At 55.0% G+C, this 26,811-nt stretch carries 28 protein-coding genes; 14 read left to right on the forward strand and 14 right to left on the reverse strand.

The window, feature by feature from the left end; genetic code table 11:
* Positions 1–14: 14 nt before the first annotated feature.
* The 7 genes from ABJ205_RS09875 to ABJ205_RS09905 all read left to right on the forward strand — a co-directional run bounded on the left by ABJ205_RS09875 (position 15) and on the right by ABJ205_RS09905 (position 6,599).
* Complete coding sequence (locus tag ABJ205_RS09875; protein ID WP_348158977.1) at positions 15–1,535, forward strand: peptide chain release factor 3; 1,521 nt, start codon at positions 15–17, stop codon at positions 1,533–1,535.
* 76 nt (positions 1,536–1,611) lie between these two features.
* Positions 1,612–2,772 carry a caspase family protein gene (locus ABJ205_RS09880; protein ID WP_348158979.1) on the forward strand — a complete coding sequence of 387 codons (1,161 nt, stop codon included), beginning with the start codon at positions 1,612–1,614 and terminating at the stop codon, positions 2,770–2,772.
* Positions 2,773–2,853: 81 nt separating this feature from the next.
* On the forward strand, positions 2,854–3,723 hold the full coding sequence (locus tag ABJ205_RS09885; protein WP_348158981.1) for an alpha/beta hydrolase: 870 nt from the start codon (positions 2,854–2,856) through the stop codon (positions 3,721–3,723).
* Entirely contained in the window at positions 3,720–4,085 is a 366-nt protein-coding gene (locus ABJ205_RS09890) for a GFA family protein (RefSeq protein ID WP_348158983.1), read from the forward strand. Before ABJ205_RS09885 ends, ABJ205_RS09890 begins: the two co-directional genes overlap by 4 nt.
* Positions 4,085–4,657: a pyridoxamine 5'-phosphate oxidase family protein gene (locus tag ABJ205_RS09895; RefSeq protein ID WP_348158985.1), complete on the forward strand. Its 573-nt coding sequence runs from the start codon at positions 4,085–4,087 to the stop codon at positions 4,655–4,657. The genes ABJ205_RS09890 and ABJ205_RS09895 overlap by 1 nt, the downstream gene beginning before the upstream one ends.
* 244 nt (positions 4,658–4,901) lie before the next feature.
* Positions 4,902–5,240: a P-II family nitrogen regulator gene (locus tag ABJ205_RS09900; RefSeq protein ID WP_348158987.1), complete on the forward strand. Its 339-nt coding sequence runs from the start codon at positions 4,902–4,904 to the stop codon at positions 5,238–5,240.
* A gap of 18 nt (positions 5,241–5,258) precedes the next feature.
* Complete coding sequence (locus ABJ205_RS09905; RefSeq protein ID WP_348158989.1) at positions 5,259–6,599, forward strand: ammonium transporter; 1,341 nt, start codon at positions 5,259–5,261, stop codon at positions 6,597–6,599.
* A gap of 148 nt (positions 6,600–6,747) precedes the next feature.
* Here ABJ205_RS09905 and ABJ205_RS09910 read toward each other — a convergent pair whose 3' ends face one another.
* Genes ABJ205_RS09910 through ABJ205_RS09925 form a run of 4 tightly spaced genes read right to left on the reverse strand, consistent with a single transcriptional unit; the run spans position 6,748 to position 10,214 of the window.
* On the reverse strand, positions 6,748–8,337 hold the full coding sequence (locus ABJ205_RS09910) for a GMC family oxidoreductase N-terminal domain-containing protein (RefSeq protein WP_348158991.1): 1,590 nt from the start codon (positions 8,335–8,337) through the stop codon (positions 6,748–6,750).
* 10 nt (positions 8,338–8,347) lie between these two features.
* Positions 8,348–9,334, reverse strand: a complete 987-nt coding sequence (locus tag ABJ205_RS09915) for a sterol desaturase family protein (protein ID WP_348158993.1) — start codon at positions 9,332–9,334, stop codon at positions 8,348–8,350.
* A 12-nt stretch (positions 9,335–9,346) separates the two neighbouring features.
* A complete protein-coding gene (locus ABJ205_RS09920) occupies positions 9,347–9,745 on the reverse strand; it encodes a hypothetical protein (RefSeq protein ID WP_348158995.1) in 399 nt (132 codons plus the stop codon).
* A gap of 37 nt (positions 9,746–9,782) precedes the next feature.
* Positions 9,783–10,214, reverse strand: coding sequence for a TIGR01244 family sulfur transferase (locus tag ABJ205_RS09925; protein WP_348158996.1), 432 nt, complete (start codon positions 10,212–10,214; stop codon positions 9,783–9,785).
* Positions 10,215–10,506: 292 nt separating this feature from the next.
* On the opposite strand from ABJ205_RS09925, the gene ABJ205_RS09930 reads away from it, so the two are divergent.
* The 7 genes from ABJ205_RS09930 (at position 10,507) to ABJ205_RS09960 (ending at position 17,461) form a co-directional block, all read left to right on the forward strand.
* Positions 10,507–11,283: a cold-shock protein gene (locus ABJ205_RS09930; RefSeq protein WP_348158997.1), complete on the forward strand. Its 777-nt coding sequence runs from the start codon at positions 10,507–10,509 to the stop codon at positions 11,281–11,283.
* 126 nt (positions 11,284–11,409) lie between these two features.
* The gene (locus ABJ205_RS09935) at positions 11,410–12,606 is read left to right on the forward strand and encodes an aspartate aminotransferase family protein (RefSeq protein WP_348158999.1); all 1,197 of its coding nucleotides are present in this window, start codon (positions 11,410–11,412) and stop codon (positions 12,604–12,606) included.
* 4 nt (positions 12,607–12,610) lie between these two features.
* Entirely contained in the window at positions 12,611–13,537 is a 927-nt protein-coding gene (gene argF / locus ABJ205_RS09940; RefSeq protein WP_348159001.1) for an ornithine carbamoyltransferase, read from the forward strand.
* A 69-nt stretch (positions 13,538–13,606) separates the two neighbouring features.
* Complete coding sequence (locus ABJ205_RS09945; protein WP_348159003.1) at positions 13,607–14,503, forward strand: Hsp33 family molecular chaperone HslO; 897 nt, start codon at positions 13,607–13,609, stop codon at positions 14,501–14,503.
* 85 nt (positions 14,504–14,588) lie between these two features.
* Positions 14,589–15,002 carry a hypothetical protein gene (locus ABJ205_RS09950; RefSeq protein WP_348159005.1) on the forward strand — a complete coding sequence of 138 codons (414 nt, stop codon included), beginning with the start codon at positions 14,589–14,591 and terminating at the stop codon, positions 15,000–15,002.
* 58 nt (positions 15,003–15,060) lie between these two features.
* Positions 15,061–15,744: a 7-cyano-7-deazaguanine synthase QueC gene (queC, locus tag ABJ205_RS09955; RefSeq protein WP_348159007.1), complete on the forward strand. Its 684-nt coding sequence runs from the start codon at positions 15,061–15,063 to the stop codon at positions 15,742–15,744.
* 52 nt (positions 15,745–15,796) lie between these two features.
* Positions 15,797–17,461 carry an MFS transporter gene (locus ABJ205_RS09960; RefSeq protein WP_348159009.1) on the forward strand — a complete coding sequence of 555 codons (1,665 nt, stop codon included), beginning with the start codon at positions 15,797–15,799 and terminating at the stop codon, positions 17,459–17,461.
* A gap of 267 nt (positions 17,462–17,728) precedes the next feature.
* On the opposite strand, the gene ABJ205_RS09965 is transcribed toward ABJ205_RS09960, so the two are convergent.
* The 10 genes from ABJ205_RS09965 to ABJ205_RS10010 all read right to left on the reverse strand — a co-directional run bounded on the left by ABJ205_RS09965 (position 17,729) and on the right by ABJ205_RS10010 (position 26,789).
* Positions 17,729–18,865, reverse strand: coding sequence for an OmpA family protein (locus tag ABJ205_RS09965; protein WP_348159010.1), 1,137 nt, complete (start codon positions 18,863–18,865; stop codon positions 17,729–17,731).
* 172 nt (positions 18,866–19,037) lie between these two features.
* On the reverse strand, positions 19,038–19,505 hold the full coding sequence (locus tag ABJ205_RS09970) for a DUF2793 domain-containing protein (RefSeq protein WP_348159012.1): 468 nt from the start codon (positions 19,503–19,505) through the stop codon (positions 19,038–19,040).
* Positions 19,506–19,523: 18 nt separating this feature from the next.
* Positions 19,524–21,701 carry a phage tail protein gene (locus tag ABJ205_RS09975; RefSeq protein ID WP_348159013.1) on the reverse strand — a complete coding sequence of 726 codons (2,178 nt, stop codon included), beginning with the start codon at positions 21,699–21,701 and terminating at the stop codon, positions 19,524–19,526.
* 21 nt (positions 21,702–21,722) lie between these two features.
* Positions 21,723–22,136, reverse strand: a complete 414-nt coding sequence (locus ABJ205_RS09980; RefSeq protein WP_348159015.1) for an NlpC/P60 family protein — start codon at positions 22,134–22,136, stop codon at positions 21,723–21,725.
* Positions 22,133–22,951, reverse strand: a complete 819-nt coding sequence (locus ABJ205_RS09985; protein ID WP_348159017.1) for a DUF2163 domain-containing protein — start codon at positions 22,949–22,951, stop codon at positions 22,133–22,135. Before ABJ205_RS09985 ends, ABJ205_RS09980 begins: the two co-directional genes overlap by 4 nt.
* A complete protein-coding gene (locus tag ABJ205_RS09990) occupies positions 22,948–25,269 on the reverse strand; it encodes a DUF2460 domain-containing protein (protein WP_348159019.1) in 2,322 nt (773 codons plus the stop codon). The genes ABJ205_RS09985 and ABJ205_RS09990 overlap by 4 nt, the downstream gene beginning before the upstream one ends.
* Before the next feature lie 18 nt (positions 25,270–25,287).
* Positions 25,288–25,872 (reverse strand): tail tape measure protein, encoded by a 585-nt coding sequence (locus ABJ205_RS09995; RefSeq protein WP_348159020.1) that lies wholly within the window; start codon positions 25,870–25,872, stop codon positions 25,288–25,290.
* On the reverse strand, positions 25,865–26,074 hold the full coding sequence (locus ABJ205_RS10000) for a phage tail assembly chaperone (RefSeq protein ID WP_348159022.1): 210 nt from the start codon (positions 26,072–26,074) through the stop codon (positions 25,865–25,867). The genes ABJ205_RS09995 and ABJ205_RS10000 overlap by 8 nt, the downstream gene beginning before the upstream one ends.
* On the reverse strand, positions 26,071–26,385 hold the full coding sequence (locus ABJ205_RS10005; RefSeq protein WP_348159023.1) for a gene transfer agent family protein: 315 nt from the start codon (positions 26,383–26,385) through the stop codon (positions 26,071–26,073). Before ABJ205_RS10005 ends, ABJ205_RS10000 begins: the two co-directional genes overlap by 4 nt.
* Entirely contained in the window at positions 26,382–26,789 is a 408-nt protein-coding gene (locus tag ABJ205_RS10010) for a phage tail protein (protein WP_348159024.1), read from the reverse strand. Before ABJ205_RS10010 ends, ABJ205_RS10005 begins: the two co-directional genes overlap by 4 nt.
* Positions 26,790–26,811 lie beyond the last annotated feature (22 nt).

The following is a 26,811-nucleotide window of genomic DNA, read 5'->3' on the forward strand; positions in this document are numbered from 1 at the left end:
GCGCTGATCTTCCCATGTCCAACAGACGCACCTTCGCGATCATCTCGCACCCTGACGCCGGTAAAACCACGCTTACCGAGAAGCTCCTCCTGCAAGGCGGGGCGATCCACTTGGCGGGCGAGGTTAAGGCGCGCGGCGACCAAAGGCGCGCGCGTTCTGACTGGATGAAGATCGAGCAGCAACGCGGCATCTCGGTTACTTCCTCGGTGATGACGTTTGAACGGCAGGGCGTGACCTTCAATCTGCTGGATACGCCGGGTCACGAGGATTTTTCCGAAGATACCTATCGCACTCTGACCGCGGTGGACTCCGCAGTCATGGTAATCGACGCTGCGAAAGGCATTGAGCCGCAGACACGCAAGCTTTTTGAGGTCTGCCGCCTGCGCAATGTGCCGATCATCACCTTCGTCAATAAGGTCGACCGTGAGGGCCGCGATCCGTTTGAGACATTGGACGAAGTGGCCGATATGCTCGCGCTCGATGTTAGCCCTCAAGGCTGGCCCATAGGCATGGGCGGACAGTTTGAGGGCATCCTTGATTTCGCTACCGGCGAAGTCAGTCGCCCGGAAGGCCCGTCCAAGGAATTTCTCGGCAAGCGCGACGCCAATCCAGAAATCCCCCCTGAGTTCGCCGAAGAGGCGGAGCTCGCACAGGTCGGCTATCCCGAATTTGACCTAGAGGCCTATCGCAGCGGCGATTTGACCCCTGTGTACTTCGGCTCTGCGCTTAAGAACTTTGGCGTCACTGAGCTGATCGAAGCCATTGCTCAGATCGCTCCGCCGCCGCGTGCGCAGCCTGCTGGCGGAGAACAGATTGAGCCCGATCACAATGAAGTTTCAGGCTTCATCTTCAAGGTTCAGGCCAACATGGACCCCAACCACCGTGACCGTATTGCCTTTATGCGCCAGGTATCGGGCACGTTTAAGCGCGGTATGAAGCTGACGCCGTCTGGGCTGGGTAAACCGATTGCGATCCACTCACCCATCCTGTTCTTTGCGCAAGACCGGGAGATCGCAGACACAGCCGAAGCAGGTGACATCATCGGCATCCCCAACCACGGAACCTTGCGTGTCGGCGATACGCTTTCCGAAAAGAACCAGCTGCGTTTCACAGGGCTTCCCAACTTCGCGCCGGAGATCTTGCGCCGGGTGCAATTGAAAGACCCGACCAAAACCAAACAGCTTCGCAAAGCGCTCGATGACCTTTCCGAAGAAGGCGTAATCCAGGTATTCTATCCTGAGATCGGCGCGCAGCATATCGTTGGCGTTGTCGGACAGCTCCAACTGGACGTGCTTATCTCGCGTCTTTCGGCTGAATATAAGGTCGAGGCAGCGCTTGAGGCTTCGCCTTTCGCGACCGCCCGCTGGCTTAAAGGTGATGCAAAACTGCTGGATGAGTTTGAAGGCTTCAACCGCGCCAATTTGGCCCGCGACCGGGACGGTGATCTTGTCTTTATGGCCAAGTCACCTTGGGACGTGAATTATCAGGTTGAGAAAAATCCAGAGCTGACTTTCTCGGCGACAAAAGAGCGATAAAACACCGCGTTACTTGAGCGATTTTGACCGATTTGGCCCAATAGTCTAGCATCCTCCAATACAACGGGGGGAGTATATGGGGCGGCATCTTTTTTCCAGAAACGCGTTTTTCCTTGTCTTTCTGGCAACTTTGACTTTTGCAGCGCCCGCGCAGGCGCGCAAAGTGGCGCTGATCATTGGCAACTCCAATTACGAATACACAGGGCAACTACCCAATGCTGGTAATGATGCGACACTGATCGCTAGCGCGGCAAGAGACGCTGGTTTTGAGGACGTTGTCGTTGGCAACAATCTGGGCGTTGATGGTTTCCGTGCCGCCCTCCGTGAGTTTCGCCAGAAGGCAGACGGCGCGGATGTGGCGATGGTCTATTTTGCTGGACATGGCATTGAGGGAAGCGGCAAAAACTGGCTGATCCCGACCGATGCTAAGTTAGAGGCGGCGCTCGACCTTCCCTATGAGAGCATTGATCTTGATTTGGTGATGCAATCCTTGTCGGGCGCGCAGGTTCGAATTGCTGTTCTTGATGCATGTCGCAACAATCCGTTCGGGCGCACTTGGAACTCGGGCTCTCGCGCGGTGACGCGCGGGCTGGTTGGTGTGGAGGCTGATGATGTGCTCGTTATTTACGCAGCTGCTCCGGGACAAACCGCAAGCGATGGCGAGGAGGGAAACAATTCTCCCTTTGCCGAGTCTTTAGCGCGCCGACTGCCTGAACCCGATGTGCCAGTGCAGCTGCTGGGCGGCTTGGTGCGTGACGACGTGCTTTCCATTACTGACGGTCAGCAGCGTCCCTTTATCAGCGCCAGCATCACCGGCACGCCAGTCTATCTGGTGCGCGAAAACACTGGTGTGCTCGTAGCTGGCGCTTCGACGGCGCAGCTCACCTTGTCTGGAAGATCGGTGCGGGTGACCGATGTCACGATCGAAACGATCAAGCTGACGGGCTTTTTTGGGCAGCCGGATAACCTTTTTATCGAATTTTCCGACGGTTCGCGCTTTCCAGAGGGCAAGGGAGATTCCTTCCGGGTCAAGAAGGGCGATGTTTGGGAGCCAAAAGGCGACTTCGTTTTTGAATCCGATGCCAGTTTCCAGGTTATGGAATTCGATGATATCGGCGGGCATGATCTGATCGGTTCGGTTCAACTTGCGCAAACGGCAGGTGTCCACACGGTCACCCTCAACGGGGACCGTAGTGAATACAAAGTGACATACCGTCTGGTCGCTGCATTTGAGTGACCTTTGGGTGCTGTATGATACGCGCGGAACACGCCCATTCAGCCTTGCATCGCGCAACGCTCTGGCGCAAAGCCGTTGGCTATGACCTCCATAGGCCCCACCTCTCAAAGCTTTATCTCCCAACGTCTTAAATTGAATTATGTCGATTGGGGCAATCACGACGCGCCGCCACTTGTTTTGGTTCATGGTGGCCGCGATCATGCGCGCAGCTGGGATTGGACGGCTGAAGAGCTTGCGAAAGACTATCATGTCGTTGCGATGGATCATCGTGGGCACGGTGACAGCGAGTGGGTGTCTGATGGCAATTACACATCCAATGATATGGTCTATGACCTTGCGCAATTGGTGCATCAGCTTGGGCGGGGCCCTGTCACAATCATCTCCCACTCCATGGGCGGAAATGTGGCGCTACGCTACACCGGCATGTTCCCCGATATGGTGACAAAGCTGGTTGCGATCGAAGGTCTTGGCCCATCGTCCGAGTGGAAGGAAGAACAACGCAAAACGCCTTATCCAGAGCGCATGCGTGAATGGATCGAGAAGAAGCGCAAGGCCGCTGGGCGCACCCCGCGTAAGTATGAGAGCATCGAAGCCGCCTTTGCCCGGATGATTGAGGAAAACTCTTACCTCACCGAGGAGCAGGCGCGCCATCTCACGATCCACGGGGTCAATCGCAACGAAGACGGCACATATAGCTGGAAATTCGACCCGCACCTTAATGTGTGGCAGGTCGAAGACGTTGCAGACGAGTTTATGGAGGCGGTTTGGGGCGCAATCGCATGCCCGACCCTGCTGCTTTATGGAGAAAAGAGCTGGGCCTCCAACCCTGAGAAGGACGGGCGCCTAAAGCACTTCAACACTGCGAGCGTGATTGAATTTGAAGAGGCAGGCCACTGGCTCCACCATGATCAGTTCGACAGGTTCATGTCGGTCCTTCGAGAATTTCTGTGAGCACATCGCGTCCAAGACAGAGGTATGAGGGGAGCTGTCATTGCGGCGCGGTTAAGTTTGCTATCACAACCAATTTCCCAGAGCTTACAACCTGCGATTGCTCAATTTGTGTTCGCAAGAATGCGGTGATGGTAAAAGTCCATGAGACTGATTTCGAGCTGATTGCAGGCGAAGGGACACTGTCAGAATACAAGTTTCACACAATGACCGCTCGGCATTTCTTTTGCTCCAATTGCGGGATATATCCCTTTCATAGAAAGCGTGTAACTCCCGGTTTTGTGGGCATTAATGTTTTCTGCCTCGATGGCGTGGACCTCTCGAATGTTCCCGTAAGAGCAACTGTTGGCAAGGGTATGGACTGATGGCTGAATTTTTCGACGGGTTGAACGAAAAACATGTGGCCATGATCGAGGCGCAGGCGGTCTTCTTTGTCGCGACTGCGGCAACCGACGGACGGATCAATCTGAGCCCTAAAGGTTATGACGCTTTCCGCGTCCTTTCGGCAAAGCAAGCGGCCTATCTCGATCTGGGTGGGTCGGGCAATGAAACCCATGCTCATGTGATGGCCGATCAGCCTGATAAAGGTCGGATCACCATCATGTTCTGCAACTTCCAGCAGCCTGCACTGATTTTGCGTATCTATGGCAAAGGTCGCCCGGTTTTGCCGCAAGATGAAGAGTGGGAGAAGTTGGCGGCAAACTTCACCTTGCTTCCGGGCACTCGGCAGATCTTCGTGATTGATGTTGAAAGCGTGCAGACTTCATGTGGTTGGGGCATCCCGTTCATGACACTCGAAGGTGAGCGCAATACGCTCCAGAAGGCACACCGACAGTCAGATCCAGCCGAATGGGAAGCAAAGATGGCGGGTCGCACTTCAAGCATTGATGGCCTACCCGTTCGGCCAACACAGCGTTATATTGCTGGCGATTCCTGATACCCGTTAGATTGTTACGCCTCCCCCGACAAACAGGCACCAAGCGAACGATTGTGCCTAAAAAATAGGCAAACGACTAATTTTGAGGCATGCAAATTTGTGCAACTGCACAATTTGCATGACTCTAAGGCGTGTTTCTGTCCCGATTCCTCTACGTAAGGTTCCTTCCGCAATAAATGGCACGCTCCTTGCTATGTGTTCCAGCGAGCCGGATTGGCCGGCTGGAACCATAAAGGGGGCAAGGATGAAGTTCATCATCGCCATCATAAAACCATTTAAGCTCGATGAGGTGCGCGAAGCATTGGGCGCTATCGGTGTCGCTGGAATGACCGTTTCAGAGGTCAAAGGTTTTGGCCGTCAAAAAGGTCAAACAGAGATTTATCGCGGAGCCGAGTACTCCACCAACATGCTTCCGAAAGTGAAGTTAGAGATCGCAGCCAGCGACGATGTCGCTGCTCAAGTTGTTGAGACGATCCAGCAAACGGCCAACACCGAGGCAATCGGCGATGGCAAAATCTTCGTGCTCGACCTTGCATCCGCAACGCGCATTCGTACCGGCGAAGCCGGCGAAACCGCGCTTTGATCTGAGGGACTAAGAAAAATGAAATCCACTCTCTCCAAAATCACCGCTGTTGGCCTTGGACTGGGCCTTCTGGCTCAGCCTGCCTTGGCAGCGCCGGTAGCTGAGGCTGCCGCAGCAATTCCTAATCCGGGCAATAACGCTTGGATGATGACGGCGACAATTCTTGTCCTGCTCATGATTATCCCTGGTCTCACGCTGTTCTATGGCGGTCTTACCCGTTCCAAGAACATGCTCTCCACCATGACACAGATTGGCGCGACAGCATGTCTTGCCATGCTGGTTTGGGTGATGTGGGGCTACTCCCTCGCGTTTGGTGACACGTCTTACGAGGGCACTTTGGGCTCGTTCATCTCTGGTGGCAGCTATTTCCTAGCTGGTACTGACATGAGCAGCACAGCTGCGACGTTCACTGACGAGGTTATCTCGAAATATGTGTTCATCAGTTTCCAAATGACCTTTGCAGCCATCACAGCGGCACTGATCCTGGGCTCGACCGCTGAACGTATGAAGTTCAGTGCGGTAATGATGTTTGTGCCGATCTGGCTGACAATCGTCTATTTCCCGATCGCGCACATGGTGTGGGCGGGCGACGGCCTTCTGTTTGCAGCTGGTGCTCTGGACTTTGCTGGCGGTACGGTGGTGCACATCAACGCCGGTGTATCGGGTCTTGTGCTTGCCTATCTCCTCGGCAAGCGCCGCGGTTACCCGCAAGAGCCAATGCCTCCGCACAGCCTCACGCTGACTATGGTCGGTACAGGTCTCCTGTGGGTTGGCTGGTTCGGCTTTAACGCTGGCTCTGCGCTTGAGGCGGACGGTTCAGCTGGTCTTGCAATGATCAACACCTTCGTCGCTACCGCAGCAGGCGCTCTGACCTGGATGGTTGTCGAACGTCTCGCAGGCCATAAGGGTTCGGCGCTCGGCTTTTGCTCGGGTGTGATCGCTGGCCTTGTCGCTGTCACACCAGCCGCTGGTAACGCAGGGCCATTCGGCGCGATTCTGCTCGGCATTCTCTCGTCAATTGTCTGCTACTTCGCGGTTTCTAAGTTGAAAGCGAAGTTCGGCTTCGATGACTCACTTGATGCCTTCGGCATTCACGGCGTTGGCGGGATCGTCGGCGCGATCGGTACCGGGGTTGTCTATCAGGCATTCCTCGGCGGCCCTGCTGGCGAAGACGCGGCGTCAATCGGAGCGCAGCTTTTGATCCAGATTGAGGGCGTTCTTGTCACAATCGCTTGGGCTGGCATCGGCACTTTGATCGCTGGCTACGTCGTGAAGCTGACGGTCGGTCTTCGGGTCGATGAAGAAACCGAAGTCGACGGGCTCGACATCGCTGAACACGGCGAACGCGCCTACAACTAACACCCAGTTTGGCGGGGGCGGAGTATCTCTCTCCTCTCCCACTCTTCTCCCGCCAACCAATGTTCCTCCTGCGAACAATCAAACTAGCGAAGGCCGGAGCGGCGTGGCTGCTCCGGCCTCTTTTTTGCTAAGTTGTTCCGGCAGACGGTTAAGCGTTCTCGGCAGCTTTGATAAAGTCTGCGCAGCGTTCACCAATCATGATGCTGGGCGCGTTGGTGTTGCCGCTAACAAGCTTCGGCATGATGCTCGCATCGGCGATCCACAAACCCTCGAGGCCGCGCATTTTGAGCGTGGCGTCGACGACCGCATCATCATCAGCACCCATGCGGCAGGTGCCAACAGGGTGATACACCGAATCCGAGCGTTCCCGGATCAGGTGATCGAGCGCTTCATCATCATTCAAGTCGACAGGGTGGCGGTCGGTTGGGCCGAAGGCCTGCAATGCAGGTGCATCTGCAATCCGGTGAGAAAGCCTGACCCCTGCGCGCATCACTGCAATATCGCGGTCGTCATCCAGAAAGTTAGGATCAATAACCGGAGCTGCGGCCGCGTCATTTGAGCCAAGCCGAACGCTGCCGTGGCTCTCTGGGCGCAGTACGCATGCATGAAGCGAAAACCCGTGGGCGTTAACCCGTTCGCGCCCGTGATCTTCAAGGACTGCTGGAACAAAGTGCCATTGCACATCTGGCGCAGGCGCTCCTTCGGTCACAGTCCAGAAACCGCCCCCCTCGGCGTAAGGCGTGGTCATACGGCCCGTGCGCTTGCGCCGATGTTCGATCACCGCAGCTGCCATTTGGAGTGTTCCTTTGAGCGTTCCCCCGATGGGCACATCGCTTTCGGTTTCCCAGCCCGACACGTAGTCAATGTGGTCTTGCAGGTTTGTTCCAACGGCAGGCTTGTCGAGGACCACCTCGATACCCTGCTCCTTCAAATGATCTGCGGGACCAATCCCGGAAAGCATCAGGATTTGTGGCGAATTGAACGCACCAGCAGATAGCACCACACCGCGGCGGGCACGGATCGTCTCCGATTTTTTGCCGCGACGAATTTGAACACCAGTGACCCGCCCGTCTTCCACGACGAGTTTTTCAACCAAAGTGTTGGTGCGAATGTCGATATTGCCTTGCTCACGGATGGGTTCGACATAGGCGCGCGCTGCGGACCACCGCTCACCATCGCGCTGGGTCACTTGGTAGAGGCCAAATCCGTCTTGGTCCTCGCCATTGAAGTCCTCATTGCGCTTTAGCTGCAGCTCGCCGGCGGCTTCTACAAAAGCATGGCTTGCCGGGTTTGTGCCTCGCTGGTTCGAAACAAAGAGCGGGCCGCCGCCGCCGTGATATGCGTTCGCGCCGTTTTCATTGCTTTCCGCTTTTCGGAAATAGGGAAGGACATCATCGTAGGCCCAACCCGAGCAACCCAATTGGGCCCAATTGTCATAGTCCCATCGATTCCCACGGATATAGACCATCGCATTGATCGCGGATGAGCCACCAAGGCCTTTGCCGCGCGGTTGATAGCCGATCCGACCGTTCAACCCTTTTTGGGGAACCGTATCAAATTTGTAGTTGGACGAATTTCGGATGAAAGGCATGAAACCGGGCGTCTTGATCAGCACATTGTTGTTGTGCCCGCCCGCCTCCAACAAGCAAACTCGGCGTGTGCCATCGACGCTCAATCTACCGGCGACCGCGCTTCCTCCGCTGCCACCGCCAATGACGATGTAGTCAAAACTATCCATGATCTCTCCTTCAGATAGAAGAGTTAGCAGCTTCCGCAGCGCCTGCAATCGGGTTTCGATCTGCCACTTGATTTACCCCGGTTGCCGCAGCCGCTTCTTGGCGTTCGCGCCACTTTGCACGAATGGTGTCGGAGGTCTCGCGGCTTCCGTCATGCGTCCAGCCGGGCTCGCGCAAAAGATAAGAGAGTTTGTGCCGCCAAGGGCTGCGCCAGATGTCGCTCACCATGCCGATCCATTCATGGAAGACGGCGTAGAGAAGATTGAAGCTGCCCAATTGTTTGACGATCCCATAGCGGATTGGTTCTGCTCCACCTCGCGCAGACAGCTCTTCCTCGAAAGTACCAAACATCTTGTCCCAGATGATGAAAACGCCTGCATAATTGCGGTCAAGGTAGCGCGGATTGGTCGCGTGATGGACCCGGTGGTGACTGGGCGTGTTCATCACCGCCTCAAACCAGCGCGGCATGCGATCAATCGCCTCTGTGTGGATCCAAAATTGATAGACGAGGTTAAGCCCGCTGCAAATTCCAATCATCACCGGGTGAAAGCCCAAAAGCACCAGCGGCAGTGCAAAAAGCAGCCCAAAGGTAAACGATCCGGTCCAGCTTTGACGCAAGGCGGTGGACAGGTTGTAATGTTGGGAAGAGTGGTGATTGACGTGGCTTGCCCACATCCAACGGATCCGGTGCCCTGCGCGGTGAACCCAATAATATTTGAGGTCATCAAGCACAAAGCAAAGCGGCCAAGCCCACCAAAGGCTCCACCATTCTGGCCCCATATCAAAGATGCGGAATTGATAGGCCTCGATGAAGACATAAGCAGCAAACCCGCCAAACAGCGCCCCGGCCACGGTTGAGCCTAGCCCAAAGGCAAGGCTGACCAGTGTATCCATAGGCTCATAGGCGGCTGGGTTGCGCAGTCGTGCCCAAATCATCTCAGCAAGAACGGCGACCACAAAAAATGGCACGGCATATTGGGTGGGGGAGAAGTCTGGCATGTCAGCTCTGCTCTATAACCGGTTGATCGCATCCACCCAAATGCTGGGTTGATCGAGGGAAAGTCGCACGCTGCCGAACTGGGTATCGCCGCAATCGACAATGATTGCGGCGACTTCTTCTCGGACAAGAGTTTGATCGCTGAGAATTCGTCCGGCAAAACGATTGCCGTGCCGTTTGATGACCATGATCTGTGCATTGGCATCGCGGGCGAGGGCTGTATCGCCAGGCTTAGAAATTGCAATTCTCTCTGCGACGAAACCATCTTCGACTTCGCCTGCTGCGAATCTGACCGAAGCTTCATCGACAAGCTTGGGCTTGCTTCCAAATCCTAGCATCCGTGCAAGTCCGTAGAGCGCAAGAATTGCCGTGAGCGACACAAGAAACTGCAAAAGAAGAGGGGGAATTACCATTCGTGAGGACCAATCGAAAGATAGAGCAAGGAAGGCCCTAACGGGTTGCTAGCATGTCCATCATTGGTCGAACTGGGCTCACATCAAAGCCCGCAGCCAGAGCGGCTTGAGTGATCGCATCAGGATTGGCTCCCATTTTGGCGCTTGCCAGCGCCCACAAAAAGGTCGAGCGGGTGCCGGAGCGGCAATAAGCAAGCATGCTGCCTTTGGCGCCTTTCATGGCTTCGACCATGGCGTCAACCTGCACTTCGCTAAAGCCAGAATGTCCAATAGGAATGGAAATATAGTCCAAGCCTGCGGCCAATGCCTCTGCTTCAATCGCCTGACTTTGCGGAGCGCTCGGTTCCTCCCCATCTGGGCGATTATTGACTATTGTTGTCACCCCGCTGGTTTTCGCAAACGCAACATCGGGAAGCTCAATCTGTGGGCTGGCAAATACCGTTTCGGAAAGTGGTTTGAAATCTGGCACAGTATCCCCGCTCCGTTCCCATTTGCTCAGCTACGCTCTGTTCGCTCGATTGCGCTAAGCCATCAATTGACCCCGTTAGCAACACTATTTGACCTCTGGTTCGGTCATATTTTTAACACAATGACCGTAAACAGCTTAAATTGTTCGCAAACAGCGATTATCTGCGCTATGTGGATAAATTGGAAGAGCGGGGTCAGATTCTTTAGCACCCCTCTCAACGTCTGATACGGCTCGTTGCCCTCGTCGTCGGCGTCTTTGAAGTTGGGCAGCGTAATAAGGTATATGCTCAGTTATGGGATACGACAGGGGACGTCGACGCGGCCGGGATAAGCGCGACGGATTCGGCGAAGATAGCTTCGATCCATTTGGCGGCGGTGACGGATATTCCCCACCGCGCGATTTCGGAAATGACCGTGGCGGCGACCGCTTTGGCGGCGGTGGCGGCGGTGATCGCTTTGGCGGCGGAGGCGGCGGTGACCGTTTCGGCGGCGGCGGCGGCGGTGGACGCGGCGGCCCAGGCGGTAGCGGCGGCGGTGCCGGCGGTGGCGGTGGCGGTGGCGGTTTTAACCGCATGCCTGCTCAAGTCGTAGGAACCGGGAAAGGAACTGTGAAGTTCTTCAATGGTCAAAAAGGCTTTGGCTTCATCCAGCAAGAAAGCGGCGGCGAAGATGTGTTCGTGCACATCAGTGCCGTTGAACGTGCTGGCCTCGAAGGTTTGGCTGAAGGCCAAGAGCTTGAATTCAACCTCGTTGATCGCGGAGGCAAAGTGTCTGCGCAGGACCTGCAAGTCGTCGGCGATGTTATCGAAGTTCAGAAAGCTGATGCTGGCCCACCTAAGCGCGAGCTTACCGGTGACAAGGCAACAGGAACTGTCAAATTCTTCAATTCGATGAAGGGTTTTGGCTTCCTCGTACGTGATGACGGTGAGCCAGACGCATTTGTTCACATCAGCGCGGTTGAGCGTTCAGGTTTGACCGAGATCAACGAGGGTGAACGGTTTGAGTTTGACCTAGAAGTTGATCGACGAGGCAAGCATTCTGCGGTCAATTTGGTACCTGTGCAGGAGTAGTTTCCTCTAGCACATTGTCCGTTTGACCAATTGTTCGAGCGGCCTTCTTTGATTTAGCATGGCGGCTCAGGTTTGGGCCGCCATTTGCTTTTGGGGCTCGTTCTTAAGAGATTCAGGAAAATTATTATGACGATTTCGCCGCTTATGCCCGTTTACCCGCGTTGCGGAGTCCGGCCTGTCAAAGGGGAGCACTGTCACCTGATTGATGAGGACGGCACACGCTATCTCGATTTCGCTAGCGGAATTGCGGTCAATTTGTTGGGGCACTCGCACCCGGGATTGATCGAAGCGATCCAAAGTCAGGCTGCGCAGCTCATGCACGTCTCGAACCTTTATGGCAGCCCGCAGGGCGAGAAATTGGCACAGCAATTGGTCGATGCGACATTTGCGGACACCGTCTTTTTCACCAATTCAGGCGCAGAAGCGGTCGAAGGTGCGATCAAGGCCGCGCGTGCTTATCACCAAAATGTTGGTGATGCGGGTAATGCTGAGCGATTTGAGTTGATTACCTTCTCCAACGCTTTTCACGGCCGGACGATGGCCACGATTAGCGCGTCGAATCAAACCAAGATGCACCATGGCTTCTCGCCGCTGCTTGATGGCTTCAAATATGCTGAATTTGACAATCTGGCATCCGCAAAAGCTCTAATGGGTCCAAATACTGCGGGCTTCTTGGTCGAGCCGATCCAGGGCGAAGGCGGTATTCGCCCCGCGTCGGATGAGTTTATGAAGGGCCTTCGTGCTCTTGCTGATGAGAATGATCTCATGCTTGTGTTGGATGAAGTTCAATGCGGAGTTGGGCGGACCGGCAAGATGTACGCTTATGAGCATTACGGCATAGAGCCCGATATTGTCGCGACTGCCAAAGGCCTAGGTGGTGGTTTCCCAATCGGCGCCGTTTTGGCGACAGAAAAGGCCGCGCGCGGCATGACATTTGGGACCCATGGTTCAACCTATGGCGGAAACCCACTTGCTATGGCGGCAGGGAGTGCCGTGCTCGATGCGGTTGCTGATCCAGAATTTCTTGCGGAAGTGACTGAGAAGGGTGAGCGGATCCGGACCCGCCTTGAACAGTTCATTGGCAATTATCCCGACCTGTTTGAGCTTGTACGTGGGAAAGGCCTTATGCTGGGGGTTAAAATGAAGGTCGAAAGCCGCCCGTTCTTCGTACATCTTCGTGACAACCACCAGCTTTTGACTGTTGCTGCTGGCGATCAGACTCTCCGGGTTATCCCGCCGCTCGTGATCGGTGATGCGGAAATCGACGAATTTTTCGAGAAACTCTCGGCGGGTGCCGCTAGCTTTGAAACACAGGCGGCCTAATCAGATGCAACATTTTCTTGATCTGAGCGATGCCGGAGCTGATGCAATTGCCGCGATGGTAGCTGACGCGATTGACCGTAAAGCTGCACGGGGCGGAGCGCCCAAGGGCCAAGCCGACAAAGATGCGCCGCTGGCGGGCCATGTATTGGCGTTGGTCTTTGAAAAGAACTCCACCCGTACAAGGGTCAGCTTCGACGTCGCTATGCGCCAACTCGGTGGAACGGTGCTCATTCTTGAAGCGGGATCAAGCCAGCTTGGGCGCGGCGAAACGATTGCTGATACGGCCCGAGTGCTCAGCCGAATGGTTGATGCGATTATGCTGCGTACCGATGATCATGCAAAGATTGAGGAAATGGCGCGCCATGCAACTGTACCGGTCATCAACGGTCTAACCGATCGTTCGCACCCATGCCAAATTGTCGCCGACTTGCTGACCGTTGTTGAACACGCAAAGGCCCTGCCGGGGCTTGAACTCGCGTGGTTTGGCGATGGAAATAACGTTTTGCATTCTATTCTTGAGGCCGCGGGCCTGATGAAATTTAATGTCCGTATTGCTACGCCGAAAGGCTATGAGCCGGAACAAGAATTCGTCGACATGGCGCGCGCTGGCGGAGCGCAAGTGACATTGACGAGTTCCGCGTCGGAAGCAGCGGCAGGTGCCGATGTTTTGGTCACAGACACATGGATTTCAATGGGGCAGGCTGACGCAGACGAGAAACGCCGTGCGATGGAGCCCTTCCAAGTCAATCGAACGCTAATGAAAATGGCGAAGCCTGATGCTGTGTTTTTGCACTGCCTGCCCGCCCATGTTGGTGAAGAGGTGAGTGAGGAAGTGTTTGAAAGTTCGCAATCGGTTGTTTTCGACGAAGCAGAAAACCGCATTCATGCACAAAAGTCGGTTCTCTTGTGGTGCTTTGAACAGCTGGGTTGATTGTCTTTGCGAGAATGGCAGTGGGTTAGGCCTTAACGCAGAGTGCTCCAGCCACCATATGGTGAAGCCATGATGACAACATCTGAGACATTTGAAGACAAAATCCTGGGTTTTACCTTGTCCGATCGCAGTGCGCGTGGCCGTTTAGTGCGGCTCGATCAGGTGATCGATAAAGTGCTTTCAGCCCACGATTACCCGCCACCGGTGACCCACCTTTTAGAGGAAGCCTTGGTCTTGGCCGCCTTGATGGGCGGACTCCTGAAAAACGATGGCGAAGATGCGCAGCTTACAATGCAGGCGCAAACGAAGGTCGGCGCAGTATCGCTTTTGGTTTGTGATTTTCGTGGAGGAAGCCTGCGCGGATATGCCGAATATGACGCTGGAAGGTTGGCGCAGCTGGGTGCGAACCCTTCGCTCTCCTCGCTGTTTGACGAGGGTTTTCTTGCGATCACCTTTGAAACAGGGAAAGGTCAACGTTATCAGGGCATTGTACCGTTAGAAGGGGATAGTCTTGCCCAGGCTTGCGAGACCTATTTCAGCCAATCAGAACAAATCCCCACTTTGATCAGAGTGGCCAGCCGATCCGATTCAAGCGGAGAAATGGCTGCAGGTTTGCTTGTCCAGCATTTAGCAGATGGCGAAGAAGGCCGCGAGCGGCTTCATGTTAGAATGGACCATCCTGATTGGGAACATATCGCGACTATGGCAGGCTCGATTAGTCACGATGAGCTGCTCGATGCCGAGCTATCGCTCGAGGCGATAGTCTGGCGTTTATTCCATGAAGAATCCGAAGTTCGGGTCCAGCCGGGCAGCGAGCTTACGCGCGGGTGTCGGTGTAGTGCTGAGTATTATGCCTCCGTTATATCGCGTTTTCCAGTTAGTGAACAAGATGAAATGCGCAACGAAGCAGGATCGATTGCAGTCGATTGCGCTTTCTGCGCCAAGACCTTTGTGTTAACGATTTAGCGGCTCACCGCCGTTCAGGAACGGCTCATCGCACAAGTGTACGAATGTACATGTAATCATCACGGGACTAGCGGAGAAAGTACGCATGAAATCGCGCGTAAAATTTTCACCAATCGGAATTGTCACCGCCCTGGGAATGGTGGTGTTTGGGCTTGCACTTCCGGCTGCCGCTCAGTCAGATGGATTGTCAATGCTCGCAGGGCTGGCCAAGGGCGAGTGGACGATCAAGCATCGCGATGGTTCGGAAGATCGCAAGATCTGCGTAAGAACCGGACGAGAGCTTATCCAGCTTCGACATGAAGAACCGGAGTGCAGCCGCTTTATCGTCGAAGACGCGGCGAACAAAGTGGCAGTGCAATACACTTGCCCTGGCAATGGGTACGGCCGGACAAACATTCGCAAAGAGACGGGTGCTCTGGTTCAGATCGAGAGCCAAGGTATTGCCTCTGGGCTTCCCTTCCAGTTCGCTGCTGAGGCTAGGCGGACCGGTGATTGCTAAGTGGTGCGGCATGCCGCTGATTATTGCTAATCTGCGGATTGGTGATTAGCTGCCCCACATGCTTTCCTCAAAATCTCCAGCAATAGTTCTCTTGTCGGGCGGCCTTGACTCGATGGTCTCAGCCGCGAGAGCCTTAGAAGACGGCTTTGCTGTGCACGCATTGACCGTGAACTATGGGCAAAGACATCGGGTTGAGCTCAACCGCGCTAAGATGATTGCAACAAAATTGAAGCTTGCAAGCCACACAGAGATCGCGCTGGACCTCAGGGCATTCGGTGGATCAGCTCTAACGGATGAAATCGATGTACCAAAAGACGGCGTAGGTGATGAAATTCCCGTTACCTATGTGCCTGCGCGAAACTTGGTCTTTCTGGCGCTCACAACGGCTTGCGCAGAGGCAAAGTCGGCACGAGACATTTTCATCGGTGTGAACGCATTGGATTATTCAGGTTATCCTGATTGCCGGCCTGAGTTCATAGAGAGCTTCGCTGAAAGCGCGCGTTTGGGCACGAAGGCCGGTGTAGAAGGAACTCCCCTCACCATTCATGCGCCGCTCCAGCATATGACCAAAGCTGACATTGCGAAGGAATGCGTCAGACTGGGCCTTGACCCTTCGTGGAGTTGGTCGTGCTATGATCCAACAGCTAAAGGCTTGCCCTGCGGAGAGTGCGATTCGTGCCGCCTACGAAAAAAGGGTTTTGCGGAGGCGGGAATTGTCGATAGCACCGCTTACGCGCAATAGAGCTGCTGTTTGACGTAGCTCGCATGCAAAGCAAAGTCTTGGGAGATACGCGTTGAGTGATAAAACCGCGGAGCAGGCGGAATCGAAAGCTCAAGGTTCGGCTGACGCAGGCGATGCGCCAGTCCCTACATATAGTTGGTATGCACTAAGTGTCTTGGTTCTCGTTTATGTCTTGAACTTTATCGACCGGCAGATTCTCTCAATCCTTGCAAACGACATAAAGGCGGATCTTGGCGTTGATGATGCTTATCTAGGCTTCCTGTACGGAACTGCCTTCGCCATATTCTATGCGCTGTTTGGTATTCCGCTGGGCAAGCTGGCTGACAGTTGGAAACGCATTCGATTGATGACCTTGGGACTTAGCCTTTGGTCGGCGATGACGGCGCTTTCCGGCCTTGCACGCGATGCGGGACAATTGACGATCGCCCGGATCGGGGTGGGAGTCGGCGAAGCGACTGCTAGTCCTTCTGCATACTCTTTGATCTCTGATTGGTTTCCCGCGCGCCTCAGAGCAACAGCTTTGGCAATCTACAGCTCGGGTCTCTATATTGGAGGAGGGATATCACTCGCGATCGGTGGCTTGGTTGTTGACCGTTGGAATACAGCGTTTCCTGAAGGTGGACCGCTCAACCTAGCGGGTTGGCAGGCCGCATTCATTGCAGTGGGGATCCCGGGATTGCTACTTGCAGCTTGGGTGATGACCCTACGCGAGCCGGTTAGGGGAGCGATTGATGGATTGCCAACCGCCGAAGACCCGGCGCCTTTCAAGGGATTTGTCGGAGAGCTGACTACGGTCATCCCGGGTTTTACGTTCTTCGGCGCGGCATCGCGCGGTGCAATGGCGCTAGCTATCAATATTGGCGGATTGGTTTTTGCATTCCTGATCGCATGTGCCCTCACCTTAGTCCTTGGGACGGGGCAGGGCTTCATAATGGAGGCTTTAGAGGGCGCCACTGGCTCAGCACTGCCATTGATTAGCGATCAATGGTTTTTGCTCGCCTTTGGGTATTATGCTGTCTTTAGTTGGGCGAGTGCCTTACGCGTCCGCGATTATCCTACGTTCGTGCTGACCTGGGGTTCGCCGGCATTCCTGTGCACTATCCTTGGGTACGGGACGGTCGCATTTATGGCGTATGCAGCGAGTTATTGGGGCGCGCCATACGCTGAAAGGGTCTTCGAGGTCTCAAAAGTCAGCTTGGGCTTTTGGCTTGGTGGCGGCGGGGCGGCAGGCGGGTTTCTTGGAGTGATATTGGGCGGCCGCATGGCTGATGCGCTGATGAATAGGACAAGCTCGGGAAGAGTTTGGGTAGTTCTGTTTGGCCTTCTTAGCCCCATCCCCTTCGCAATCGTGCAATACACTACAGACAGCTATTGGCTGTTCATCGTGCTCAATGTGGTGGTTGGGGGATTGGCCGCATCGGCATTGGGCGCGGCTGCTGCGGCGAGCCAAGCACTTGTCCTCCCTCGTATGCGGGGAACAGCAACCGCGACCTTCTTCCTTGCCACGACACTGGTTGGACTTGCTTTAGGACCATTCACTGCGGGCTATGTCTCAACACAGAACAGCGATGACTTGAGTGTTGGTGTCCTGTCGACGCTCTGGATTGTGCCGATTGGGCTAACCTTGCTTATCGCGGCCATTCGGTTGACTGGGAAAGCGAGCGGCAGTGTCGTTGAACGGGCTAAGGCAGCGGGCGAGAAGTTCGAGGATGAATAAGCTTCATCGGTAGTCGTTTAGAAAAGCCTGCGCCTTTGCCGTCGGCTGTTGTCGAGAGGCTGTCTTTCTCGTGGCGTTTCGCTGCCTAAGTAGCTGGAACACTTCTCAATGATCGGTAGCGGCTGCTCGTGGCGGCTTTGAGACCAATCGGCCTACGGTCTACCTTGCTTAGTTGATCGCATCGTAGATGTGCCTTGCACTCAGCTCACAAAAAAGGGGCCGGATTGCTCCGGCCCCTTTCGAATGGTTTGCTTAGGAAGCTTAGCCTTAAATGCCCGAACCCGGACCGTAAGTTACTTCCACGCGGCGGTTTTGCAATTCACGTACACCGTCTTCGGTTGGTACGCGGTTCTGCGACTCGCCGAACGCTTGGCTCGAGATACGGCCCATCGGGACACCTCGACCAGTTAGGTACTCGGACACACTCACGTTACGACGCTCTGCCAATGCTTCGTTGTAGGAAACACTACCGGAACGGTCAGTGTGACCAGCAAGCATTACAGCTGCAGTTCCGCAGTTTGCATAAGCCGTCACCGCGTTGTCCAGAATCGTCGCTGCATCCGCAGTGATCACTGACTCATCGAAGTCGAAGAAGACGATGTATGGGCCAGTATTGCACGGCGGCGGAGGCGGCGGCGGTGGAGGCGGTGGAGGCGGTGGTGGAGGTGGAGGCGGTGGAGGCGGTGGAGGCGGTGGTGGAGGCGGTGCTTCGCCACCGAAGTTGTATACCACTGAACCCAAGATCGAGTGCGTTTTCAGCGTAGCACCGAGATCACGTCCCAGCGGATCAACGATATCCACGCTTGTGGCATTGAAGAAACGATACTTCAGGCCGACATCCCAGTTATCGCTGATCGGCGCACGCAGACCCGCAATAGCTTGCCATGCAAGACCGGTGTCAGAATCGTTCCAAAGGCCTGGGCCATTCGAATTGACACGTCCTTCAAGGTCAACCCGAGCGACACCAACGCCGCCTCCGAAGAAACCTTGCACACCGTCATCTGGGCCAATATCAAAAAGTCCGTTCAGCATGAAGCTGAGCGTGTCAGTGATACCAGCAGCAGGACGGACTTCAGATTGAAACAGGTTAAAACCGGTTGAGCTTGGGTTGAGCGGCAAACCTGGCGTAGGGCCAGCAATTACCTCGTCGAGCCCAGCACGGCGGTAGCTTGTCTCAGCTTCGAGACGGAAAGCACCGAAGTCGTGGCCAACAGCAACGCCGGCGTCCCAGCCAGCATCGTGATCTGCAATAGCAGCGTCTTCAGTAGCATTAATATCAAAGTCGACACCTTCAACGACCATCGCACCGGCATCACCTTGGATGTACCATTGACCCTCGCGGGCCATGGCCGGTGTTGTCAGAGCCGTCGAAGCCATCGCCAAGCCAATGACGATATTGCGCATTATGGAATTCCCCTTTTTCGAGTTGAGGCGCTAGGGCTGTCTAACTTCTTGGTATTGCACAAGCAAGCTTCAATCGACCTTACTGTTGCAAGTTTGCCTCTAATTGGGTCGTGATTCTCGAAAAGTGGCCCCTAAACATGCAATTGTAACATCTTTTTGGGGTCGACTAGTATCAAGTTGAGGTCGGATTCCCGAAAATGCCGACAGTCCGAAGTTCTTCGATCAGCGATTCAATTGCTGCCCGAGATTCAGCATCAATGGTTGATCCACCAGAGGGCGCAGCAGGTTCGATTGCCGCTTGCCACCCTTCGTTGTAGACCAAGTTCAATCCTGCTGTCTGATCGAATATTGCCATTCCGTGCTCTGGGGGGATGAACTCCCAGCCACCGCCAATCCAGATTGCAATGCTGCCATCACGGCCGTTCCAACCGCCTACAGCATTGTCCAGAATTCGGTACGATTCCCCGTCCATAGGATTGCTCGGGGGCGTATCTAGCGAATCGGCAATAACGCGGCACATAAGCGCGTCGACCAAGGAAAACGCTTGGTTGATGAAAGGCTCCTTTTGCGCTTGGCCAGCAAATAGGAGTGGAAGCGAATAGCGTGTTGTTGTTGAGGGGAAAACTATCGGGTCGGCCATAATTCGGTCTCCAGGAAATCAAGAAATGGTTGCGAGTCTCAAAGCAGGGGATTCGCCGTAGGAACCGACTTGCTTGACCCACAAACTGCCAGGCCCGTGCTCAGCGAGAAGGTTCGCTCGCGCAGTTACTGACAACACAAATTGAGGCTCAACTGCCGACCACATGCCAAACGGCGCATCGGTTGGCCCGTAACCAATCCGGTAGAGCTCTTGCTCTTCGACAAGAGGCACCTCTACATCTTCAGGCCAGGTCCATTGCCCTCTTGCTCTCCGGGTCCAACAAAATTGCCACGCGCCATCCAACAACACGCTCTTGATTGGCGCGATCGGCATTAGAGCCCTTCGCGAAAGACCGACATTTTGAATATCATTGAAGACGGGTTCATCATCAGCAAGACCAATTGCCGCCAATCTTATTTGTGGTCCCGCTGGGACATCTGTCGGATCAAGGTCGGTTAATCGATCATCCAAAAGAGTGACGCAGGTGCCGATCGGATGCCCTTGGCTCGCGGCGGGTTCGGTACCCGCACGACCACGCAACAAACCAGACAGTCGCCAGCTTCCATCGCCTAGCGATTGCGCATCGAGAAACTGCACGAGCTCGCCGCCAACCATAAGTCGGTTCGCGCCGTTAGCTAGGCCTTGCACATCCGTACTTTGAAACGAGAGGTCAGAAGCAAAAAGATCAACTGACAGCTCTGCGTTTCTTTCGATCAATCGGCAATTAGAGCCGCCAATTGGCCTGCTTAATAGGCCGGTTACTGCCCGGACATTGCCTGTCGTCCCCAATTCGGAAAGGGTACCGCCTTGCTCTACGAAAAGCGTAGCCCCGCGCCAACCTGTGCCTTCGGATGTCACTGCCGCGACAATTGTTTGAATGGATGAGCTTGCGCCTGCTTGGGCGGGTGTTTCGAAGGCGCAGAACTGAGTTGCAGTGATAGGGTTATCTGCCGGCGCGTTTGACAGCCCGGCATCACCTACGATCTCACCCGCAATTTCTGGAGAGATACGCTCAAGTCCAAGTTCAACACCTTGCTCTGACCACTCCCAACTTCTTATGAGCCAAACTCCAGCAGCATCCGGGACGCGCACGAGCTTACCCGGGCAAATCTCAGGGTTGAGTTCGCCTGTTCTCCAGGTGATTCGTTCGTTGCTCCAGCGCGCTCTATGAGCGTTGGAGTTTGCCAATTGTCTTGCGCCTTGCGCATTCATTGCCGCAGGTAAGTCGATCATGATTTCACGACCATCCGGACGCAGTCCTAGCGCGCGTTGAACGCTGGGCTGATAGTCACGCTCTTCATCGTAGTAACGCAATGCAAGAGGCTCAGCGCCAAGCCTTTCGCCGCGGCGTTTGTGCTTTTCATCCGCATCCTCGCTGTCTCGCACTGAGACTTGAGGAGGAAGAATAGGGATTTCCGGGGCAACGGAGTAAGCTGCAGCTATTTGCAGTCCCTGCGCGTTTGTGGTGCAAACGAGCGGGAATACTTGGTCAATTGTCGCAAGTGTAGAACCGATAGAACCGCCTTCATCAGAGAACCCGCGCGCATCTTGAAGGACAACATTTGCCGCGCCCGGCTCAGCTTCGGGCACAAGCTCGCTTATCGATACAGTAGCATCGTCTGGCGTAAAAACTTCAAACGTCAAAGCTGGGATGCGATTGCCAAAATCCGCCAACTGGAGATCTTCAAAAACCACATAGGCGATATCTCGAAAGGCAGGTGCCAGGGGCCCTTGATCGGCTGCAATCAGTGGATCGACTTCAGTGTCCCCAGTCCCCTGATAGATGCGCAATTCCCCTCCTACTTTCAGATCATCAGCTTCGCCGCGTAGCAAATTCCCGTCAGCCCAAATTCTACCAACACGGTCGATGGGGGTACTGGATAAGGCGACAGCGAACGAGGCGGAATAGGAAAACGTTGTCGTCGAGGGCTGACCTTTGCTGCCGCCTTCTTTGTTTGATGATTCCTGCAGCTCGGTCGCCCATATGATCGATCCAGCGACCCGCATCCGACCGAAGTTCCTCGGCAATGGTTGGCCGTAGCTAGAGGTAGTTACGGTTAGCTCTTTGAGGCGTGGACCTTGGCGGCTGGAACCGAAAACCGCCTGATCAACTTGTTGCCCAATAAATGCCCCGATCGCCCCGCCGATTGGGCCGCCTACGGCGGTGCCAACTGCGGTCAAAAGCAGAGTTGCCATCTTGCGTTCCTTTTTGGGTATTTAGCGAAGGCGCCAGCGCGCCAACCTTTTTTCAGCGAAGATCATGGATTGCCTAACGACTTTGCGAAGGCCCGCATGAGCGTGGATCATCGAAGTTGTGCTCTCAACAATAACAAGGTGATACTGCCCAGGACCTGGTTGCACCAAGACGATGTCGCCAATGGTGATCTGATCATCGACAGGCACCAACCCTGAACGTCTGACACATGCAATCCAGCGAGAATGGTCAATATTACGCAGTCGATACCCTTGAGGGACATCTGGCAGGCGACCCACCGCCTTAAGACTGCATGCAACAAGGCCTATACAATCCAGACCGACCTTGGGATCGCGCCCGTGCAATTGAAACCGAGTTCCGATGAGCAACGATGCAGCCCTCGCCAGCTGTTCGCCCGGTTTGTTGCCTTGGCTCACCCGAGTCCCTGACCGTATCGAGCCAATAGATCATTTCCTGGAAGGAAAGGCTCCCCGCGAAAGTTAAGGGCGTTGCCAAAACGGTTGGCGCATGTGGTCAAAGTATGGTCGCACCCTTCCAAAAGCTCGGCCGGTGTGCCGCCGGAAAGTGCCCCGCTTAAAGGTCGATCAAGGGTAAGCCAGTCACCTTCAGCCCCAACGATTGCAAAGGCAATACCAGTTTGCGACCCCTCCAAGAAACGGATCTGACCATCACGATAATCGTCTTCCGAAATCCCTGAAATTCGAATTCGATTGAGGTCAAGGTCGACTTCATCGACAAGGACCCGCTGCATAAACCGGCTGGCAGAAAGCCCGCAGCCACGACCACAAAATACCGCTCGGCATGTAGGACTTGTCCGCGGGACAAGATCCTTTTCCAACACACTCTTGGCAGACCTTAGTTCGCCTGAGAAACCCCTGCGATCATCGGTGATTTTGCCTAATGTGCCGCTGTAAAGGACGGTATGATCGAGCGCATCCCAATCGACTATACCGACCTCAATCGCCGCTTCATCATAGAGACCTGCTGAGAGATCGTTTTCACTGATTGCATCGTGGCTGAGCGCTCCATCGACCCCGGCATTCTCTTCTGAAAGATCCGAGGTCAGTCGGATTGCACTGGGGACCATTCCGGGTGCTGCGCGGTGAAGAACTCCGCCGAAGGCTAAGTCGCGATCGTGGCTTGTAAAGCCTAGAGCCAACCCATCCTTCCGAAAAACGCGCCAGAATGTGGCCGCTGTCTCGAGCTCGCGGTCGAAAAAGACCCGCGTCATATCTCTTCTCTGATTTCGATGAGCGGAATACTTGGAGCCTCGCCCGCTTCGAAATTCACGCCCGAAATGTCCACGCGATCCTCAGCGAAACGGACAGGCACATCAAAAAGGAACCCTGCGCGAACCTCTGCACTGGAGGCTGGTGCCGTGTTGAATATGAGTCTCCCTTTCTCTCCAAGGAACCAATCGGAAGAGCGAGTGCCATCAACACTGACAAGCAGCGTTTCGGCACGAGGCCGTGTGATCGGACGTATTTGTGGTTCGTCATTTGTGCCATAGGTTTTGACCAGCTGAAATTCTGCAGCCAGTCCGTTCCCTGTGCCAATCAATTGATCGAACATCGTTGGTGAACCAGTCATACCGCTCGAACTATGGTCTGTAGGGTCGCTTATCCTAAAACCGCGCGCTGCACCGCGCCGTGCTCTGAAGAAGCTGATAAGTTCGCATAGTTCGTGTTCGGAACGAATGCCTGGACCCACATCAAAGTGAATCCTCGCATCTGACCAAAGAGAGTTGCGACGTTCGTGGCCAGAGGATGCGACCGTGATAGAGGTCGAAAATTCAGGCGCAACCGACGCGCTTCGGCCAAGAGCGAAAGGGTAATTTACATCATCAAAGGCTTCCATTTCGACCTCTTGGCTTGGCGGTATGCGGGTGTATCCATCGCGGTTAACTTGGGGCTGTGCCCAGACATATCTGCGTTGAATGCCGCGCGAGGTGGATTCGTCGAGCCCGCGATCAATGCGCGCCCAATATTGCTCGTCGTCTTCGGCTTGAAGAACAAATCCGGCGAGATAATCTTGTTTGTCTAACGGATACTGGAGGCGCGCGTTCACATAGATATAGGCTTCGCGGCGAAGCGCGTCGGCGCCATCAGTTAGCCAATCATAATCTTCGAGCTGCAAACGATCGAATGCTGGCCGCGCCCAACCTGTCGGCAGATTGGCACGGTACAATTCGGGCATCTCTGGATTGAGTATTGTCGGCGTGAATGCAAGAAGCAGGACTTCGGCTGTCCCGGGCGCGCGAGCCCGAATTGACGCCGTCAGATCGGCAGTTGACTGGGCTAGCAAGGCACCTGCTTCATCAAGCAGTGCGACTTGCTGTGGATCGAGTGGCTGACGCATATCGGGAATATCGGGCGGGTCTCCGCCAAAGGCCTGACGCGCTGCATCATCATAGATGCAGACTTTTCCTTGGGCCGTTGTCCACCACCAAGGCTCACCGATTTGGAAACGGACGGGTAATGGGGATGCGGTCAAAAGCGTAACAAAGGCGGCTGCACTTGATTGCAGCCATGCCATTGCTTCAACATTTGCGGGCGAGAGCAGGCTTGATGGGGGAACCCACCCGGTGAGTGCAGGATTGCCATTCAGGTCGCGTTGCTTCCAACCTTCCGGGCAGTACGCATTGAAGAGCTCGTATGAAATTGAAGTGACAACCTCGAGGTCGTTCTTATTTGCTAGAGCAAAGAAACTTTGATGCCATTCAATGCAAGGTTGGCAAAGTTCACCATTGGGAACAGCTAACAAATTGCCGCTTTGTAATCCAAGCCGCATAAAGTGGCTCATTCCGACATAGTGGATCAGGTCTTCGCGGTACCCCAGACCGATGAGATTCCGCAAAATGCGGGCTGGGGTTTGATCATAGGCATCATCATATGCGGTGGCGAGCCGGTCCCCATGAACCGGCAGGCGTACGTCCCCGGTTTCCAGCATACTGTATCGGCCATCCGCAACTATGTCGGAGACAAGCACCCTTCCGTTGAACCGTTCGGGCAATGGCAAATTGCTGCCCGCCGCAAAACCTGGCGCAACAAGCGAGATGAACATCCGGTCAATATCACCAGCAAAGATGGGGACGCCTGGCAGTGAGAAACCGCTTTCAATTTCGGAAAAGGGGAGGGTGATCATCGCATCCGTGGGTGACCCTTCTGCATAGTTCCAAAGCCTAATAAACCAGGCTTGGGGATTGCCGGCTGCATCGCGACCCTCGATTGTCAGGGTTGGCCCGTTAACTTCATCAAGCGCAATTACACCTTCAGACTGCCAACGAAACCTTAGCGAAGTGTTCGAGTAGTCGCGGTTTGTTTCATAAGCGAGCAAGGGGTGATCAACATTATCTTCGCTTTCCCAGATAAGGCCGACAAGCTCGCCCTCATGGTGAAGCTCTACATCGATTTGCATAGAATCCGCGCTTGTGGTCACGACTGACGCCATTGCTGGACGAGGAAAGTTCACACGCCAAAAACGGGGGTCAAACCGTTGGATAAAGCTGGATTCTTGCCCGCGGCGTTCGCGAGCTAGCCAATATGCCATTGTCGGGATTATCCTGTTTCAGCGGTCTTGGAGTGCACGGCGCACCGCGCTTGCGACTTGCCGCGAAGAGCGTTGCATTGCGGTGGGGGCAGCTGTCCCGCGCGGTGAAGCGAGCTGTATCGCCACTCGAACGTCGCGGCCTCCAGCAACCGTACCTTGATTGGCGTTGATGCGACCAGCGGAAGAGGGGACGAAGAGTTCTGGACCATTTTCACCCACTAAGTAGCCGCGACCTGGCGAAACAGGGCCGCCAGTTGCACGGCCTGGAACGCCGAGCAGCGAGCCAAATGCCTGACTTAAAAGGTTTCCAAACCCAGAGTCCGACCCCGAACCTTGCCCGCCAAACAGCGACCCAATTCCGGAGCTAATGGCCCGCGCTGCGATTGCATCCAAAGCGCTAAATGCTACTCGTTGGAGGTCATCAAAACCCAAAGAACCGCGCCTGACCGCCGACAGGAGGCCCCTTTCAAGCACTGAACTGGCGCGATCAAAGCTGCCGATCAGTGTGGTGTCAATTGTACCGCGTACGGCCTCAAGATCAGCACTGAAGCCGTCGGTTGTTGCCCGTACATCGATCACCAATTCTTCAAAATTGTCATCCATTCTCTTCGCGCTCCAACATCTGTGAAATCAAATCCATTGACGGGGCCTGCATGCTCTGAGGCGCATTCGGATCAGACAATGCGCCCCTCAATTCGCTTGGAGTGGCTGACCAGAACTCTTCTGGCCTCCAAGCAAGCCATTGGGCAGCGATCCCCCACCACCGCGGGGCGGCGGCGGAAAAGCCGTCTGTATTGTCGGTCACGACTGGCCTTGCAGAACTTGGGAAAGGATGGTCCTTATTGGCTTCGTCGTATCGATGAGACCTTGTTTAAGGACAGCCTGCCCCACTTCTTCGCGTGAAGGCCTCGGATCAGCATCAAGGCAATGCCAGAGCAATGCGCTGACTTCTGCGAGAGTTAAGGAACCCCCGGAGGCGCGTTCAACCAACGCAAAAAGTGAGCCGATCTCCGCTTCGGCTGCGACAAGGTTTTCAAAGCTTGGACGCAAGCAGTACTTGCGCTCGCCAAGCTGAAATTGCGCCTCTCCTCGCAGCGCATTGGCAGGCTTGTTCATGCAGGTACTACCGGTCCAGAGCTTTCGAGTTGCAGCGTGTAATTGCGCTCACCATTGAAATCGCCGGAGTAATCAAGGCGCTGGACAAGGAAGCGGCCGCGCAGACGTTCGCCATCTTCGAATGACAACTCATAATCATCAAGTGTGCCGGCCAACGCGTGGGACCGTACCGAGTTTTCCGCATTGCTGCCCAGAAAAATCCCAGCGGCGTTGACGGATACTGACCGTGTGCCAGCACCTGAAAGGAGGTCGCGCCAGCCGCCTGATTCCTTGTTTGTGACGGCTACTGGGTCGCCGTTGATCGACAATTGCGTGGTCCGCATACCGGCCACGGTTTCATAGGATACGGGAGAACCACCGTCTCCGATTTTGAGCAAAAATGCAGATCCGTTCTGCGCTGGCATAGCTTCTCTCCGTTTGTGAAAG

The organism is Erythrobacter sp. (genome assembly GCF_039988855.1).
GTDB lineage: Bacteria > Pseudomonadota > Alphaproteobacteria > Sphingomonadales > Sphingomonadaceae > Erythrobacter.